The following is a 15,451-nucleotide window of genomic DNA, read 5'->3' as shown; positions in this document are numbered from 1 at the left end:
GAGAACGATGTCTCTGCGCGTAACCCCTGGTATGATGCATATGCAGCTTACCCGGAACTTAAACAAAAATTTAACGCAAATGTCGGACTTGCAGAATCAGACAGCAACAGGCCGCAAGATTAATAAGCCTTCGGATGATCCGGTGGGTATTACGTATTCCCTGCGCTACCGCAGCGAGCTGTCCGCTAACACCCAATATCAGAAGAACGTGGATTCGGCTTTGTCATGGCTGGATTTTAATGATACGGTATTGTCGCAAACGGGCGATGTACTGAACCGGCTGAAGGAACTGACGGTGCAGGCTTCCAACGGAACAAACCCTCAAACTGCTTTGGATGCGATCAATAACGAGGTTGTAATGCTGAAGGAACAGCTAATCGATATTGGCAACAGTAAGCTTAACGGCAAATACATTTTCAACGGGGAAAATTATACGTCGATCCCTTACAATACGGCAGACCCTGCCTTCGATGCGAAGACAGTAGTAACCGATACGGGTGAAGTGAGATATGCGTTGGGTGTAGGAGTAACCCTGCCTGTTAACATCTCGGGCAATGAAGTCTTCGGAAGCCAGACGGATACCGATAATATATTCTCGGTAATTGACCGTATATCGACTGCACTCTCGACAGGGCAATACGATGATGTAGCCGCTGAGCTTACCAGTATTGATTCACGCATGAACCAAGTTCTGACTATTCGTTCAGAGATCGGCGCCCGTGTGAACCGTGTCGAGCTGGTCCAGAACCGGTTGAAGGACATGGAACTCAATGTGACGGATTTGCAATCACGGACAGAAGATGCGGATATTGAGAATCTGCTGATCAGCTCCAAAATCAATGAAAATATTTATCAGGCTTCCTTGTCAGTAGGCGCCAAGATTATTACACCGACACTGGTCGATTTTCTGCGTTAAAGCTTGCGTGTTGTTGTAAATCAGGCATACAGGTATGTTATATTGTAGGTAAATACAGGCTATAGTTACCGTAAAGGTTCTATAGCTTTTTCTTTTAGCTTTAAACCAGAACGATATATGAGCTATAGAACGGGAGTTGACATGAATGGAACTGCAGACAAGCCGTTTTGGAACGCTTGCTATTAAAGAAGAGGATATTTACACGTTCACCAAAGGTATTCCAGGTTTTGAAGATGAAACTGAGTTTGTTATTTTGGAGGCGGATGAGGATGGAGCCTTATCCTATCTGCATTCAACGACAAATCCGGCTTTGATGTTTATCATTGCAGACCCATTCGTATTCTATCCGGAATACCAATTTGACGCTCCTGAGACCGTTCAAGAGGATCTGAAGCTGGAAGGGACGGAGCAGCTGATGATTCGTTCCATTGTAAGCGTACGAGATAATTGGGAGCAGGCTACGATTAATTTGGTGGCCCCCATTATATTGAACATGGAGAATCGGCTGGGGCGGCAGATTGTGTTAGGGACGAATGACTATACGACTAGACATCCTTTGTTACGATCCCATTCCAAATAAAGAGGAGGCGGCGACATATGCTGGTTCTGTCGCGTAAGAAAGGCGAGACGATCGTCATTCAAGATGAGATTGAGGTCACTATACTTGATGTAACGTCCGATACCGTGAAGATCGGGATCAAGGCCCCGCGTCACGTGGAGATTCTGCGTAAGGAAATTCACCAGCAGGTGCAGGAGACTAACCGTGAATCAGCAGCTCCAACCATGGATCTTACGGAGCTGCAGGGATTTATAAAAAAAGCGAAAAAAAATTCGTAACAGCTATAAACTTATCCGTAAAACCTCCCGATATATATATTAACACCGGGGAAGGGCGGCCGACCTCAAACCGGTGCACCACATGGATGTGGGATTAAACAACCAACTTCAGGGAGGAAATTTAAAATGCGTATCAATCACAACATCACAGCTCTTAACACTCACCGTAACATGACACTTAACACTTCAGCAGCTGGTAAAGGTATGGAGAAGCTGTCTTCCGGTCTTCGTATCAACCGTGCAGCTGACGATGCAGCAGGTCTGGCAGTTTCCGAGAAAATGCGCGGTCAAATCCGTGGTCTTGAGCAAGCTCAGCGTAACGTACAAGACGGTATTTCCTTCGTGCAAACAGCTGAAGGCGCAATGAACGAAGTAAGCTCCATGCTGACTCGTATGAAAGAACTGAATGTTCAGAAGCTGAACGGAACTTACAGCGCTGGCGACAAGTCCAACATCAACCTGGAGCTCAACGCACTCGGATCGCAGATCACTAAGATCATGTCCAACACAAAGTTCAATGGCATGAATATCACTGGTGGCGCAACAATTCAGTCTGACGATGCTTCACAGACGATTGCGGTCTCCGCTATTGTTACAACTGATTTCAATACACTTTCATCTACTACCACACTTACACAAGTTGAGACTGCTATTAAGAGTGTATCGTCTGAGCGTGCGAAGCTTGGTGCAGTTCAGAACCGTCTGGAGTACACATCCAACAACCTGGGCACTACTGTTGAGAACCTGACAGCTGCTGAGTCCCGTATCCGTGACACAGACATGGCCAGCGAAATGGTTAAGCTGACGAAGAACAACATTCTTCTGCAAGCTTCCCAGTCGATGCTTTCCCAGGCAAATTCGCAGCCGCAAGGCGTTCTGTCCCTTCTCAGATAATATCTTCAGTACGAGAAGAGGCCTTAGAAATTCTAGGGTCTCTTTTTGTATATATTCCTTTATAAAATTCTACTGTTCTTAATCTTAATGACTGAACAAGTCTAATATTCTCTATAGCAGTATCCGATATAGTTAATAGACAATCGAATATGGAATTCGGGGTGGTAAGCATGACGATGAATATTTCATCGATTAATGCCACGGCAGGATTTACACAAGAGACCATTAGCAGCAGGCCGTCGAATGAGAGTGCAGCCAGCTCCAAGGATGCAGCTGACTCTGAGAAGAAATCGGGTGCGATTGAACAGAGACTCAGTAAAGATATTAATGAAATGATTCAGTTAATGCAGGGTAGGGAGACGACGGTGGAACGCAGTGTCCACGAGGAAACCAACCAAATTATATACAAGATTTCGGATAAAGCTTCAGGAGAGCTGATCCGGGAAATTCCGGAACGGAAGCTGCTCGATATGGCAGCCAAGCTGATGGAATTGAACGGGTTGCTTATTGACAAGAAGGTTTAAGAGAAGGAGGTTGTGAAGTGAGACTATCAGGCTTAGCATCCGGCATGGATATCGACAGCATGGTCAAGGAACTGATGCAGGCTCAGCGTTCCAAGATTGACAATATAGTGAAGCAGCGCACAAGAATTGAATGGCAGCGTGATGATTACCGGACGATGGCTTCAAAGATTGTCGATTTCCGGAATAATAAGCTGGCAAACTACAATCTGTCGAGCGCTATTAACGCTAAGACATCAACGGTAAGTGGCGACATGAATGCTCTAACTGTTAATTCTACCAGCGGGACAGCCGCGGGAAGTTTAGACGTTAAGGTCACTCAAGTGGCGAGCTCGGAGCTTAAACTTTACACTTACTCTGCTACTGACAAGACAAAGACTTTGGAGGGTCTGGGGTTTACGATTGACAGTGCGAATGCTAATAATGTGGCCGTTAAGATTAACGGTGCGACCTTATCCTTAAGTAAGGACGGCACACTGGCAGATCTGGCAGCGACTATCAATACCAATTCCAGCAAGGTGAAGGCATCGGCTCTGTATGACGAAGCAAGTGGGAAATTCTCACTCACCGCCACGCAAACTGGCACAGATAAACTGATTGTCGAGGGGTTTGCTGGAACTCTGGACACAACGAACAGCGTAGCAGGGAAGAATGCTCAAGCTACAATTAACGGGATCTCGTACAACCAGGCAAGCAATATCTTCTCCGTTAACGGGTTTAATTTCACTGTCAAGGCTGTATCCGCCACAAGCACAACCATTACAGCGACACAGGATACCAACAAAATAATCGAAACGGTTAAATCCTTCGTTAACGATTACAATAGCTTGATCAGTGACATTAACGGTGAACTGTCCGAGACACGGAGTTACAGCTACAACCCGCTGACTAGCGAAGAGAAGAAGGGCATGACCGAAGATGAGATTAAATTGTGGGAGGGCAGAGCCCGCAACGGTACATTACGCAATGATGATTCGCTGAGCACCATGATCAGTGAATTGCGGACAGCCGCCACTTCCCTGGTAGCAGGTATTAAAGATGCCCAAGGCAATTCCATTCAGATTGGTATCACCACGGGCAGCTACACGGAGAAGGGAAGACTCGTGCTGGACGAGGATAAGCTCCGGAAGGCACTGGAGTCCAATCCGGACGAAGTCATTAATCTTTTCAGCGCCAAGAGCTCGGATACTTCTCCTGCCAGCACGACTTCCGGAGTGTTTGCCAAGATGATGGACTCTTCAATGGATGCGCTGAACAGTATGCAGAAGAAAGCGGGTACCTCGCTGACCAGCACAAGCCTCAATGCAAGCTTTCTGGAGAGCTCGCTGCTTAGTGATCAGATACGCAGTATGAAACAGCGGGAGACCAGAGAAGAAAGCCGTCTTGTCTCATTAGAAAATCGTTATTACAAAATGTTTGCTGCAATGGAAACAGCCATTAATAAATATAACAGTCAAGCTGGAAGTCTCTCAAGCTTCTTCAGCGGTTAAAGGAGTGAACGGTTTTGAACTCGCCATATAGTATTTACCAGCAATCTTCCGTCCAGACAGCCAGTGGCAGCCAACTGTTAATCATGCTTTACGAAGGTGCAATCCGATTCACAAAGTCAGGAATTGAAGGCATCAACAACCGCAATTACGAGGCGGCGAATACAAATCTCAAGAAGGCGCAGGCGATCGTGAATGAGCTTATTGCTTCCTTGGATACCAAGTATGAAATTGCCAACGATTTGCTTCGTATTTACGAGTACATGCTGCACCTGTTAATCCAGGCGAATGTGAAGAAGGAAGCGTCCAAGGCTGCGGAAGTTCTGGAGCATCTATCTGAGCTGAGAGATGCATGGAAGCAGGCGGCGAAACAAACAGCCGGGACTCTTATGAAGGAAGCGGGTTCGATCTAATGGCTGCTCGCAGCTCTGTAGCCGCTCTCTACAACACAGTGGTCCGTTTAGTGGAACAGCTAGATACCGCTCCATATGAGGAGTTTACCGAACTGGTTGTTTTAAGGGACAACGTTCTGCAGGAATTGCAGCAAAAGCCTGATATGTCTGAAGATGAGAAGCATATGCTGCGTCAAATCGGCGAGTTTGACTCCGTTATCCTGAATCGTATGCTGGAATTAAAGGAAGAAGCAGCACAAGCAATACAGAAGCTCAGTAAGACCCGGGTTCAGAAAAAGGCCTATCAAGATTCCTACACCCCGGGCAGCTTCTTCTTTGATCGAAAAGAATAATGACTTGAAAGCCGTTAGTATTAATCTGACGGTCTTTTTTTATAACTGGATAAAGGTTTATATTATACAAACCATACAGCTATCCGATATATAGAGTATGAAGCTGGGGGGTATAATGATGAAACGGACAGAAACTGAATTCACTGCGACGCTGGATGAAGTCCGCAGGTTTTTGCCTAACTTGATACAGGCTTGTAATGATGTAGAGCAGTTGTTTTATGAGCCGATGACAGATCAGTCTTGGCAGTACTTCGGGGAAGTTGTGCAAGCGATGGATGATTTGTATAAGACACTTAATGTCTTGGCAGCGGATATTAGTGAGCTGAATATATATAAGGCACTAGACTCTTCCATAGTACAGGCGGTCTCGGAGCTGAGTGAGAAGTTTCAAGCTCTAAATGAATGCGTGGATGTCGAGGATCATATTGGAGCAAGTGACACAATTAGATATGAGTTGATTCCATTGTTCGAGCAGCTCGCTAACGAGCTGGGTGAGGAACAGGCTGTTTTGGATCAGAGGTTTCAAGCGAACATGAAGGTGCTGCAGGCAAGGTTTCCTCAAGCTTGTGAGGAAATAAACGGTCTTGAAATGGATCATGGCAGGTATCAGCTAATTTACAGCAGGAATGGGCAACCTAATTTATGCAATACAGATAATACCGAGGAAGATTTATGTATATACAGCCGTTATAATCCGGCGGAAGAGGCTGCTCGATGGATTAGACAGATTGCGGACAAGGTAGAAGAGAAAACAGATATCATTATGTATGGTCTTGGTCTCGGTTATCATGCTGAAGCTTATGCTAAGGCATATCCAGAGCACCGTCTAACCATCTATGAACCGGACGAGCAAATTTTCCTCGCGGCAATGCGTGTAGTAGATCTGGAAATACTGTTAAAGCAATTGAACGTGGTCGATATCGTCGTAGGCAGCAAGAAGAGTCTGCGAGATAAGATGTTTTATAAGTTTCTGAAGTTTTTTAAAGGAGACCCCCAGTTTATTGTTCTTCCTTATTACTATCGACTGAATAAAATTGATACAGAGCAATTCTCCAAAGATGCGCAAATAGCCATGCTGGACTATATCGGATCTTTGCAAATATATAAACATTTCGGTGATGAGTGGATTGAGAATAGTTTGAACAATATGGCCGCAACTCTGTCGTGTCCTTCTGTTAAGGGATTGAAGGACAGGTTCACTGGGATGACGGCTGTTGTAGCGGGGGCGGGACCTTCTTTGGCTGCAGATATTGAAATATTGAGAGAGTTGAAAGATCATGCTTTTATTATCGCAGCTGGATCGACGATTCAATCTCTGCTCCATTATGGGGTTGAACCCCATTTAATTGTATCCATGGATGGTGGGGAGCCGAATTATGAGGCTTTCAAGGGATTAAATATCCAGCACATTCCTTTGCTTTATACGCCAACGATTAAATATCGCATTATTGATGAGCAAGGGGATAATCTCCTGCATGTTCATTTTACGAATGATAATGTAACCCGAAATGTTATGGATCTGACACCAGATGATCCTATATTTTCACCTAGTCATTCGGTGACAGGCACCGCAATACAGGCGGCAATCTATATGGGCTGCAAGAAAATTATATTTACTGGACAGGATCTTTCCTACCCTGGTGAAAATTTATATTCTCCTGGCGCCCGACATTTATCTGCGGATCATAATGACCGCATAATTAAAGGGGCCGTCCAGACAGTAGAGAACGTCCAAGGAACCATGAACCGTACCAATGATGGGATGAGAACAACATTGGCTGATATTGAAGACATGCTAGCTGAATATCCGGAGATTGCGTTTGTTAACACCTCAAGTCTTGGGGCCAAAATCAAACATACGATATTTAAGCCGATGAGAGAAGTCTTGGAAGAAGTTAAAGGCGATACGATTGAACCGGATTTCTTCATAAAAGAAATGAAAATCCTGAATACTTATGAAGAACAGAGGAAGAAGGATGTTGCCTACCGCATGTTACGGTTGCCGGACAATATTAGGAGATGTCAAGAACGGCTTAAATCTATTGATCAATATATAGATAAGGTTTTTGGGTTAAGCCGGACCAATCAGAAGAAGTGCTTCCAGATGTTCGAAGAGATTGAGAAGGAATGGAAGCTTGTTATCGATGACATAGCATTTCAAGGCTTGTATAATATGCTCTTCCGGAACGAACTGAATGACTTCGAACGCGATCTGCCTGAATTGACTTATGAACAGAATTTAATTAATAAAGCCAAGCTGGCTCAAACCATTATGCAGCCGCTTGTGAAGGAAATGATAGCTAGAACACCAAGTCTGTTGGTCAAAGCAGAAGAAGGCGCAAGAAGAATCAAAGAGCGGATGCCGGAGCTGGCAGGTTAAAGAGAATGGATGTGTGTTATGGTTGAGAACCAATTCGGTAATATCCTAGAGGATATTAAGGATTTTATGCCTAAACTGATCTGTGCAAGCGAAGATGCAGCCAACATGCTCTACGAAACAATTACGGAACAAACATGGCAGCATTTCGGGGACATAGTAGAGGGAATAGATGATCTCTATAAGACGTTAAATGTTCTTCAAGCTGAGTCACAACATGCACAAGATTTCCACGTGCTTCATTCGAGTATAAGTCGAACATTAGTTGGAATAAACGAGAAATTCCAGAAGCTGAATGCTTTTATGGATATGGAGCATTATAGTGATGCTGGCGACTGTTTGCGTTATGAGCTCATTCCCCTACTTCAGCAGTTCACTAATGAATTAGGAGAACCGGTTTGCACGAGGGAGCAGCGGTTTACAACCAACATGGATTTCCTAAAGAGGGAATACCCACAGCTATACGAAGAAGTAAAAACTATTAAACGTGACAAACAGCGATATCATATATGCTATACCCGAACTGGCATGCCCAATCTCTGTGTGCTGGATAAGGAGAACAAGCCGGTTCACTGGTACAGTCAATACGATCCATTGTTTGAGGTTGAGTGCCGGGTTGTAAGGTTAACTGGTAAGGTTGAAAACAAATCTAAAATCCTTATGTATGGATTTGGTTTGGGGTATCTTGCACAACAATATGGGAAGGTATTTCCCAAACAAAGCTTATATATCTACGAGCCGGATGAACAGGTGTTTTTGCATGCGTTATACCTTATCGACATAAAATTATTTTTTGAAGAATTAAATATCGAGGATTTCATTATCGGTTCAGACACAAGCTTAACGGATAATATGCTTCAGCGGTTTAGCCAGCAGCAGGGGGAACCCGAAGCTGTAATTCATCCTATATACGAGAAGTTGAGAACTGCGGAAGTCAAAGAGTTTCTTACTAAAGCGGGGGCTGCGTTGTCCTACTTTGCACATGTTATCTACAATTCTGATTTGTTCGGTCTAATGTGGACTCAGAATAGTATGTTCAATATGCAAGCAGTGCTTGCTACTCCCTCCTTGGCAGGCTTAAGGATGAAGTTTAAAGGGATGACTGCAGTTATTGTGGGTGCCGGGCCATCATTGGAGGAGGATATTAGAACCTTACGCAAACTAAAGAATCATGCTTTAATAATTGCGGCTGGTTCATCGATACAATCTTTGCTTCACCATGGCATCGAACCGCATTTGATTGTTTCGATTGATGGAGCAGAAGCTAACTATAACGTGTTTAAGAATATGGATATTAATCATATACCAATGCTGTTTGCTCCAATGATCGAACATCGTATTACTGAGAGAAAGACGATGCGGATGCTGCATGCTTTTATTTCGGGTGATACGTGCGCCAATCATTTTATGGGACTTACCAGTGAGGATCCAGTATTTACAACGACTCATTCCGTAACAGGCACTGCTATTCAGGCAGCGATCTATATGGGCTGTGAGGAAATCGTTCTGGCGGGACAGGATCTCTCGTACCCGACTGTGTCCATGTATGCAGCCGGAGCGAAGCATGTCTCTGAGGAGTTAATGAGGACCATAGTGCAAGAAGCGATGCTGCAAGTGGAAAATGTTTCAGGTACATTAAATCGTACAAATCAGGGCATGATGCTGACTCTAGCCGATATAGAAAAGCTGATCGCGAGCTTTAGTGAGGTTCGGTTTATTAATACGAGCAGAATGGGTGCTAAGATTCAGCACACAGTATGGGAATCGATGGAGGATGTGCTTGCCCGTCATGAGCATCAGAATATTGCAGATGATATCCTGATTAACAAGTTAACGGACTTGCCACTTTACAACAAGGATCGCATAGAAAAGACGTGTGAACGGATCAGAGACCTGCCGAAGCAACTGCTGTTGTGTGAGCAGAGTCTAAAGAATCTATATAAGCGTATTGGAGAGCTTCCGATATTATCCCGTAAAAATATGCGGAAATGTGAACTAATGATAACTGCGATTGATAAAGAATGGGAGCAGGTTACGAGAACCGATGCATTCCTGGGACTATATCTCAGAGCTTGTCAGGGAAAGCTAAAGCAGTTCGAAGTTGCACTTCCCCAATTGACTGCAGCTTCCACATTGAGGGAACAAGTATCATTTTATCATGAGACTATGAGGCCATTGATCGCTTATTTAATAGAATATACCCCTAAGCTAGTCGATATTACGGAGGAGACACTTAAAAGACTCATCCCTGGGCATACTAGTTCTTAAGATTCACTTGCATCCTTATGGAAAAAAATAAACCAAGCCGCCAGATGTTTTCTGGCGGTTTTTCTTATTTTTTTTAAACAATTATCCGATAAAGTATACGAGTAAGCATAGGCAATTATTACAATAGCAGTATCCGAAAGGGGAAAGTCTGATGAATGGATTCTTTACAGACAAGCGTGTACTAATTATCGGCGGTACGGGGACAATCGGGAAATCCCTTTTAACCACTATACTGCAGGACTCCCCTAAGGTTGTTCGCATATTTAGTCGTGATGAATATAAGCAGTTTGAAATGCAGCAGTCCTTCAGAGGCTATAATAATATACGTTATTTAATTGGTGATGTAAGAGATTTTGAGCGTGTGAAGAGAGCGATGCAGGACATTGATTACGTGTTTCACTGCGCAGCGATGAAACATGTGCCTTCTTGTGAGTATAATCCGTTTGAAGCGGTTCAAACCAATATATTAGGAACACAAAATGTCATCCAAGCTTCAATTGATTGTGGAGTAGAGAAGACAGTATTTACAAGTACAGATAAAGCGATTGCGCCAACGAATACTTACGGGGCTTCTAAATTGATGGCCGAGCGACTGATCTCAGCTGCGCAGTACTACGGTAGTGCGGGCAAAACGGTGTTTTCTTCTGTTCGCTTTGGCAACGTAATGGGATCCCGCGGTTCTGTCATTCCGCTCTTCCAGCAGCAAATTGCGGAACGCTCCAGTATTACAGTAACATGTAAAGACATGAGCCGTTTTATGATGACCAAGAAGGAAGCAACTGAGCTGACCATAAAAGCAATGATGCTCTCTCAAGGTGGAGAAGTATTCGTACTGAAAATGCCGATCATTCGTCTGCAAGATCTGGCGGAATGTGTAATTGAAGAAACGGCAAAGCGTCTTTGCATTCATCCTACCTCCGTAAAAATTGAAGAAATTGGTCTGCGACCAGGAGAAAAAATGTACGAAGAACTCATGACGGAAGAAGAAGCAGTGCACGCCATTGAACTTCAAGAAATGTTTGTAATTAGCAACCAGTTTGTGGACAAGCCGAGCTATCCCGGAGGCAAGCCTGCCAACATGCAAAGCTATAGTTCACACAGTGAAACCTGCATGCCAAAAGAATTTGTACGGCGAATGCTGTTGGAAAATGATTTATTGGATTCATACAATAATACAAACTACAATAATAAAAAGTCGTTTTCGGTATAATAATAAGTCTAATCAATTGAACTTAAGGAGCCGAATATGACTGATTTCAGAGTGCAAAAAACGCATTCTAATAAGATGGAGCTAACTCAAAGAGAATACTTTAGAGAATTGATGGGAAACACTCCAATACCGGGTAGCGAAATTTTAGATAATTTAGGTCTTTTTTTAAAGAGGCAGACTTTATCAAGAATTATCTTCATGAACGAGCTTTATAAACAAATTATTGATGTGCACGGAGTTGTCATGGAATTCGGTGTTCGTTGGGGTCAGAACTTATCACTATTTCATTCATTTAGGGGTATGTACGAACCTTATAACTATAATCGTAAAATTATTGGGTTTGACACCTTTACTGGCTTTCCGGAGATCCATATGAACGATGGTAGTGAATCGAATGAGGGTGATTATAGTGTGACAGATAATTATGAGCAATATTTGGATTCCGTTTTAGCATATCATGAATCGGAAAGCCCTCTATCTCATATAAAGAAATATGAAATTGTTAAGGGAGACGCAACTGAAACAATTAATCAATATCTCTCTGCACATCCTGAGACAATTATCGCCTTTGCGTATTTCGACTTCGATATTTATTCACCTACGAAGAAGTGTCTTGAAGCTATCAAGGAAAGGGTAACAAAAGGAAGTATAATTGCTTTCGATGAATTAAACCACCCAGGTTTTCCTGGGGAAACCATTGCGTTAATGGAGGTATTTGGTTTAACTAAATATCGCATTCGAAGAAGCCCATTAACTCCATTCTGTTCCTACATTGTTATTGAATAGTGATCTCTTATAGTGGAAGGTATTAGTAACCGTTAATCGAACTTAGAAGGAGTGCGGGCTAATGTTTGAGCAAGTAATTTTAAATAAGTATGGATATTATGAACTAAGAAATAAACCAAGCAAAGCTGAATTAAATGAATATTACACAAAAAAGTATTACCAGGATCCCCGAGGGAGCTATGAAGCTACATACTCCTCTGAAGAGATAAGTTTTTTTAATAACCATCTGGATAGAAAGTACAATGTTTTGAATAGACTTATCGATGGGCTATCCAGCCACACATATAAGTTTTTAGATGTTGGTTGCGGTGAGGGTTGGGCATTACAATATTTTAAAGATAAAGCGTGGCAAGTGACAGGTATGGACTTTAGCAGATATGGTTGCGAAAGGTTCAATCCAGGTTGTGCCGCTGATGTAATAACCGGTGATATAGAAGAAAGTATTAAACTGAAAATAAACAGAGAAACTTTCGATTGTATTCTCTTGGATAATGTGCTTGAGCATTTACTGGATCCATTAGAAACACTTAATGATTGCTCAAAGCTTCTGAGCTCAGATGGTATACTCATTGTAGAGGTGCCAAATGATTTTTCTCTCCTTCAAAAGAAATTATTTAGTGAACAGTATGTTTCGAGAAATTACTGGGTAGTTAGTCCTGACCATATATCATATTTTAATAAAACAGGTTTGAAAAGTTTATGTGAAGAAGTAGGTTTAAATGAAGAATTCTTCATGGGGGATTTTCCAATAGATTTCAACTTATTAAATCCAAACACTAATTACATTGATGACAGTACTAAAGGAAAGTCATGTCATAATGAGCGAGTTGTGATTGAGAATTTTTTGAATGATATCTCAGTTGAGCAGACTATAAATCTATACGCAGCTCTTGGGGATATGGGTCTGGGGAGAAGTCTAATCGGATTCTTCCGGAAAAAACATTGATATTATTGAATGCCTAACAGCTCTGGGACTGATAATAAGTTTAAGTTACTATTAAATAGAGGTTATTGACATGACAACCACAGTTATTATACAAGCCCGTATGGGCTCGACCAGGCTTCCTGGGAAGGTTTTGAAAGTCCTGGAAGGCAAAAGCGTGCTTGGTCATGTGATTTCCAGATGCCAAGCCATTCCTTCTGTGGACAAGGTAGTTGTTGCGACTACGGTTTTGGATGAGGATATGGAAATCTGTCATGAAGCACTACTTCATGGGGCTGAAATATATCGCGGGAGTAAGGATAATGTATTAAGTCGATACTATGAAGCAGCAATTCAGGCAGGGGGAGACACAATCGTTCGGGTTACCTCGGATTGTCCACTTTTGGACCCTAGAATATCGAATGAAGTTATTGAACATTTTGTTAATAATAAGTTTGATTATGTGAGCAGCGGGCTTAGTCAGACTTTCCCTCGCGGCTTGGATACAGAGGTCTTTACATTCTCAGCGCTTGAACGGGCGTATAAACAAGCAGAAGAAGATTATGAGCTGGAACATGTGACTCCTTATATATATCTTCATCCTGAGGAATTCTCCTTAAGCGCTTATGCTTGTGAGCCAGACTACTCGCGGTATAGGTTGACCTTAGACACGGCCGAGGATTGGGAGCTTATATCCACTATATACAGGGAAATCTACAATGGATCAATATTTTATTGGTCTGATGTACTTCAATTACTGCAGGATAGGCCGCAACTAGCGATGATTAACGCCCACATAGAACAAAAGAAGCTCGGGGAATAAGAGAGTGGCCATGCAAGCGAGTATTCAAGAAGTGAGGCATTGAAGAATGAACGTACTTGTCATGAGCATAGCCCAAAAAGTACCTATGCTAAAAGCAGTAAGACGTGCAATGAAGCTTATTAATGAAAATTCACGTCTGTTTGGAGCAGATACTGACGCGAATTGCCTTGGGCAGCATTTTGTAGACTGTTTTTGGCACTGTCCACCCCTGAGGGATATCTCTATCAATCTCCTAATTAGTTTTTGTAAGGCCAACAATATTACGGTGATATTTCCAAGCCGTGATGGTGAGTTGGCCTATTTTGCGGAATTTCGTAGTCAATTGCTGGATCAAGGCATTCATGTCATGATATCTGAACCTGCTGCTATAGAATTGTGTATGGACAAGTTATTGTTCTTTAAGACACTTAGCGAGCATGGATATCCGGTGATTAGCACTTCTGAACGATTCGACATTGCAACGGAACGGTATGTCGTAAAAGAACGCTTTGGCGCTGGTGCATTAAATGCGGGGGTGAACCTTTCCCGGGGAGATGCAGAGTCATTACTTAACAAGTTGTGTAGTCCAATCGTCCAACCCTTTGTCAGTGGGACCGAGTATAGTATAGATCTTTATGTGAATGTACAAGGAAAAGTACAAGGAATTGTTGCTCGGGAAAGACGGCATGTTGTCAAAGGCGAGTCTCAAATTACATCAACAGTACGTGTTCCTGATATAGAGCGTTTATGTACAAGTATAGCGGAACGTTATTTCTTTCGTGGTCATGTGTTACTGCAGATCATTATAGATCAAGAAGGAAACCCGCATATTGTTGAATGTAATGCACGGTTCGGTGGAGCGTCTACATTAAGCCTCGCTGCTGGTATGGATAGTTTCGGTTGGTTTATTAGAGAAAGCAGAGGAGAATTAATCGAGCAAACTGCACCTTTTATGAGAAGCATTGAAGAAAGAACATTAATTCGTCATCCGGAGGACTATATACAATGACGGTGATAGTTTTTGACCTTGATGACACGTTGTACAGTGAAATTTCGTTTGTTCGAAGCGGGTTTCAAGCTGTTGCTACCTATTTAGAGGAAAATTTTAAGGTAGATAAGCTGGAAGCTTTTGATCATATGTGGACTATACTGCAGTTGGAGGGCAGAGGGGCGGTTTTTAATAGTGTCTTACAGCGGTACGGTATCGCCTGTACGCAGCGAAATATTCGCAAATGCCTATCTGTCTACCGACTTCATAATCCAGATATCAAATTGTTGCCTGATGCGAATCTAGTATTAGATAGTTTAAATGCAGAGGGTTATCCCATATATATTGTGACCGACGGCAACAAGGTAGTACAACATCGAAAGATAGCGGCACTCGGACTATACCCCCGCATACAGAAAGCATTCATAACTTATCGTTATGGGCGACATCATTCCAAGCCCTCCCCGCACTGCTTTATAAAAATTGCTCAAATGGAACATGTCCCTCCTTCAGAAATCGTGTATATTGGAGATAACCCTCATAAAGATTTTGTAGGTATTAAACCGCTTGGTTTCCGGACGATACAGATAAAACGAGGTCCTTTTAGTGAGCTTCAAAAGACACCCGAGTATCATGCTGACATGTATGTAGACAATTTGGAGGAATTGCTGCCAATAATAAAGTCGTGGAAAGTGTGA

General features: G+C 42.8%; 16 protein-coding genes. All 16 read left to right on the top strand.

The annotated features are described in order from the left end of the window. Positions 1–7 precede the first annotated feature (7 nt). The 16 genes from flgL to L1N82_RS10860 all read left to right on the top strand — a co-directional run bounded on the left by flgL (position 8) and on the right by L1N82_RS10860 (position 15,451). Complete coding sequence (gene flgL / locus L1N82_RS10935) at positions 8–916, top strand: flagellar hook-associated protein FlgL (protein WP_235287429.1); 909 nt, start codon at positions 8–10, stop codon at positions 914–916. A gap of 145 nt (positions 917–1,061) precedes the next feature. Beyond that, the gene (fliW, locus tag L1N82_RS10930; protein ID WP_235287428.1) at positions 1,062–1,496 is read left to right on the top strand and encodes a flagellar assembly protein FliW; all 435 of its coding nucleotides are present in this window, start codon (positions 1,062–1,064) and stop codon (positions 1,494–1,496) included. 17 nt (positions 1,497–1,513) lie between these two features. Beyond that, on the top strand, positions 1,514–1,753 hold the full coding sequence (gene csrA, locus L1N82_RS10925) for a carbon storage regulator CsrA (RefSeq protein ID WP_235287427.1): 240 nt from the start codon (positions 1,514–1,516) through the stop codon (positions 1,751–1,753). 126 nt (positions 1,754–1,879) lie between these two features. Next, positions 1,880–2,647, top strand: a complete 768-nt coding sequence (locus L1N82_RS10920) for a flagellin N-terminal helical domain-containing protein (RefSeq protein ID WP_235287426.1) — start codon at positions 1,880–1,882, stop codon at positions 2,645–2,647. Between the two features lie 170 nt (positions 2,648–2,817). Next, a complete protein-coding gene (locus L1N82_RS10915; RefSeq protein WP_235287425.1) occupies positions 2,818–3,171 on the top strand; it encodes a flagellar protein FlaG in 354 nt (117 codons plus the stop codon). A 17-nt stretch (positions 3,172–3,188) separates the two neighbouring features. Then, positions 3,189–4,658, top strand: a complete 1,470-nt coding sequence (gene fliD / locus L1N82_RS10910; RefSeq protein ID WP_235287424.1) for a flagellar filament capping protein FliD — start codon at positions 3,189–3,191, stop codon at positions 4,656–4,658. A 14-nt stretch (positions 4,659–4,672) separates the two neighbouring features. Further along, positions 4,673–5,068 (top strand): flagellar export chaperone FliS, encoded by a 396-nt coding sequence (gene fliS, locus L1N82_RS10905; RefSeq protein WP_235287423.1) that lies wholly within the window; start codon positions 4,673–4,675, stop codon positions 5,066–5,068. A gap of 50 nt (positions 5,069–5,118) precedes the next feature. Continuing rightward, complete coding sequence (locus L1N82_RS10900; RefSeq protein ID WP_235287422.1) at positions 5,119–5,400, top strand: hypothetical protein; 282 nt, start codon at positions 5,119–5,121, stop codon at positions 5,398–5,400. Between the two features lie 118 nt (positions 5,401–5,518). Next, complete coding sequence (locus tag L1N82_RS10895; RefSeq protein ID WP_235287421.1) at positions 5,519–7,780, top strand: motility associated factor glycosyltransferase family protein; 2,262 nt, start codon at positions 5,519–5,521, stop codon at positions 7,778–7,780. Between the two features lie 18 nt (positions 7,781–7,798). After that, complete coding sequence (locus L1N82_RS10890) at positions 7,799–10,045, top strand: motility associated factor glycosyltransferase family protein (protein WP_235287420.1); 2,247 nt, start codon at positions 7,799–7,801, stop codon at positions 10,043–10,045. A gap of 151 nt (positions 10,046–10,196) precedes the next feature. Beyond that, on the top strand, positions 10,197–11,255 hold the full coding sequence (locus L1N82_RS10885; RefSeq protein ID WP_235287419.1) for a UDP-N-acetylglucosamine 4,6-dehydratase family protein: 1,059 nt from the start codon (positions 10,197–10,199) through the stop codon (positions 11,253–11,255). A gap of 36 nt (positions 11,256–11,291) precedes the next feature. Further along, the gene (locus tag L1N82_RS10880; RefSeq protein ID WP_235287418.1) at positions 11,292–12,041 is read left to right on the top strand and encodes a TylF/MycF/NovP-related O-methyltransferase; all 750 of its coding nucleotides are present in this window, start codon (positions 11,292–11,294) and stop codon (positions 12,039–12,041) included. A gap of 61 nt (positions 12,042–12,102) precedes the next feature. After that, positions 12,103–12,987: a class I SAM-dependent methyltransferase gene (locus tag L1N82_RS10875; RefSeq protein ID WP_235287417.1), complete on the top strand. Its 885-nt coding sequence runs from the start codon at positions 12,103–12,105 to the stop codon at positions 12,985–12,987. Between the two features lie 70 nt (positions 12,988–13,057). Continuing rightward, entirely contained in the window at positions 13,058–13,786 is a 729-nt protein-coding gene (locus tag L1N82_RS10870; RefSeq protein WP_235287416.1) for a glycosyltransferase family protein, read from the top strand. Between the two features lie 46 nt (positions 13,787–13,832). Continuing rightward, on the top strand, positions 13,833–14,774 hold the full coding sequence (locus tag L1N82_RS10865) for an ATP-grasp domain-containing protein (RefSeq protein ID WP_235287415.1): 942 nt from the start codon (positions 13,833–13,835) through the stop codon (positions 14,772–14,774). After that, positions 14,771–15,451: an HAD family hydrolase gene (locus L1N82_RS10860; protein WP_235287414.1), complete on the top strand. Its 681-nt coding sequence runs from the start codon at positions 14,771–14,773 to the stop codon at positions 15,449–15,451. The genes L1N82_RS10865 and L1N82_RS10860 overlap by 4 nt, the downstream gene beginning before the upstream one ends.

Source organism: Paenibacillus tarimensis (assembly GCF_021532315.1).
In the GTDB taxonomy this organism is placed as follows: Bacteria; Bacillota; Bacilli; order Paenibacillales; family Paenibacillaceae; genus Paenibacillus_I; species Paenibacillus_I tarimensis.
Note: the sequence above shows the minus strand (reverse complement) of the source record. Positions and strands in the feature narration are given on the sequence as shown.

Bases quoted from the DNA above. Each gene is read 5' to 3' on its own strand.
- flgL (WP_235287429.1), top strand. From the start codon at position 8: ATGTCTCTGCGCGTAACCCCTGGTATGATGCATATGCAGCTTACCCGG.
- fliW (WP_235287428.1), top strand. From the start codon at position 1,062: ATGGAACTGCAGACAAGCCGTTTTGGAACGCTTGCTATTAAAGAAGAG.
- csrA (WP_235287427.1), top strand. From the start codon at position 1,514: ATGCTGGTTCTGTCGCGTAAGAAAGGCGAGACGATCGTCATTCAAGAT.
- L1N82_RS10920 (WP_235287426.1), top strand. From the start codon at position 1,880: ATGCGTATCAATCACAACATCACAGCTCTTAACACTCACCGTAACATG.
- L1N82_RS10915 (WP_235287425.1), top strand. From the start codon at position 2,818: ATGACGATGAATATTTCATCGATTAATGCCACGGCAGGATTTACACAA.
- L1N82_RS10895 (WP_235287421.1), top strand. From the start codon at position 5,519: ATGAAACGGACAGAAACTGAATTCACTGCGACGCTGGATGAAGTCCGC.
- L1N82_RS10890 (WP_235287420.1), top strand. From the start codon at position 7,799: ATGGTTGAGAACCAATTCGGTAATATCCTAGAGGATATTAAGGATTTT.
- L1N82_RS10885 (WP_235287419.1), top strand. From the start codon at position 10,197: ATGAATGGATTCTTTACAGACAAGCGTGTACTAATTATCGGCGGTACG.
- L1N82_RS10880 (WP_235287418.1), top strand. From the start codon at position 11,292: ATGACTGATTTCAGAGTGCAAAAAACGCATTCTAATAAGATGGAGCTA.
- L1N82_RS10875 (WP_235287417.1), top strand. From the start codon at position 12,103: ATGTTTGAGCAAGTAATTTTAAATAAGTATGGATATTATGAACTAAGA.
- L1N82_RS10870 (WP_235287416.1), top strand. From the start codon at position 13,058: ATGACAACCACAGTTATTATACAAGCCCGTATGGGCTCGACCAGGCTT.
- L1N82_RS10865 (WP_235287415.1), top strand. From the start codon at position 13,833: ATGAACGTACTTGTCATGAGCATAGCCCAAAAAGTACCTATGCTAAAA.
- L1N82_RS10860 (WP_235287414.1), top strand. From the start codon at position 14,771: ATGACGGTGATAGTTTTTGACCTTGATGACACGTTGTACAGTGAAATT.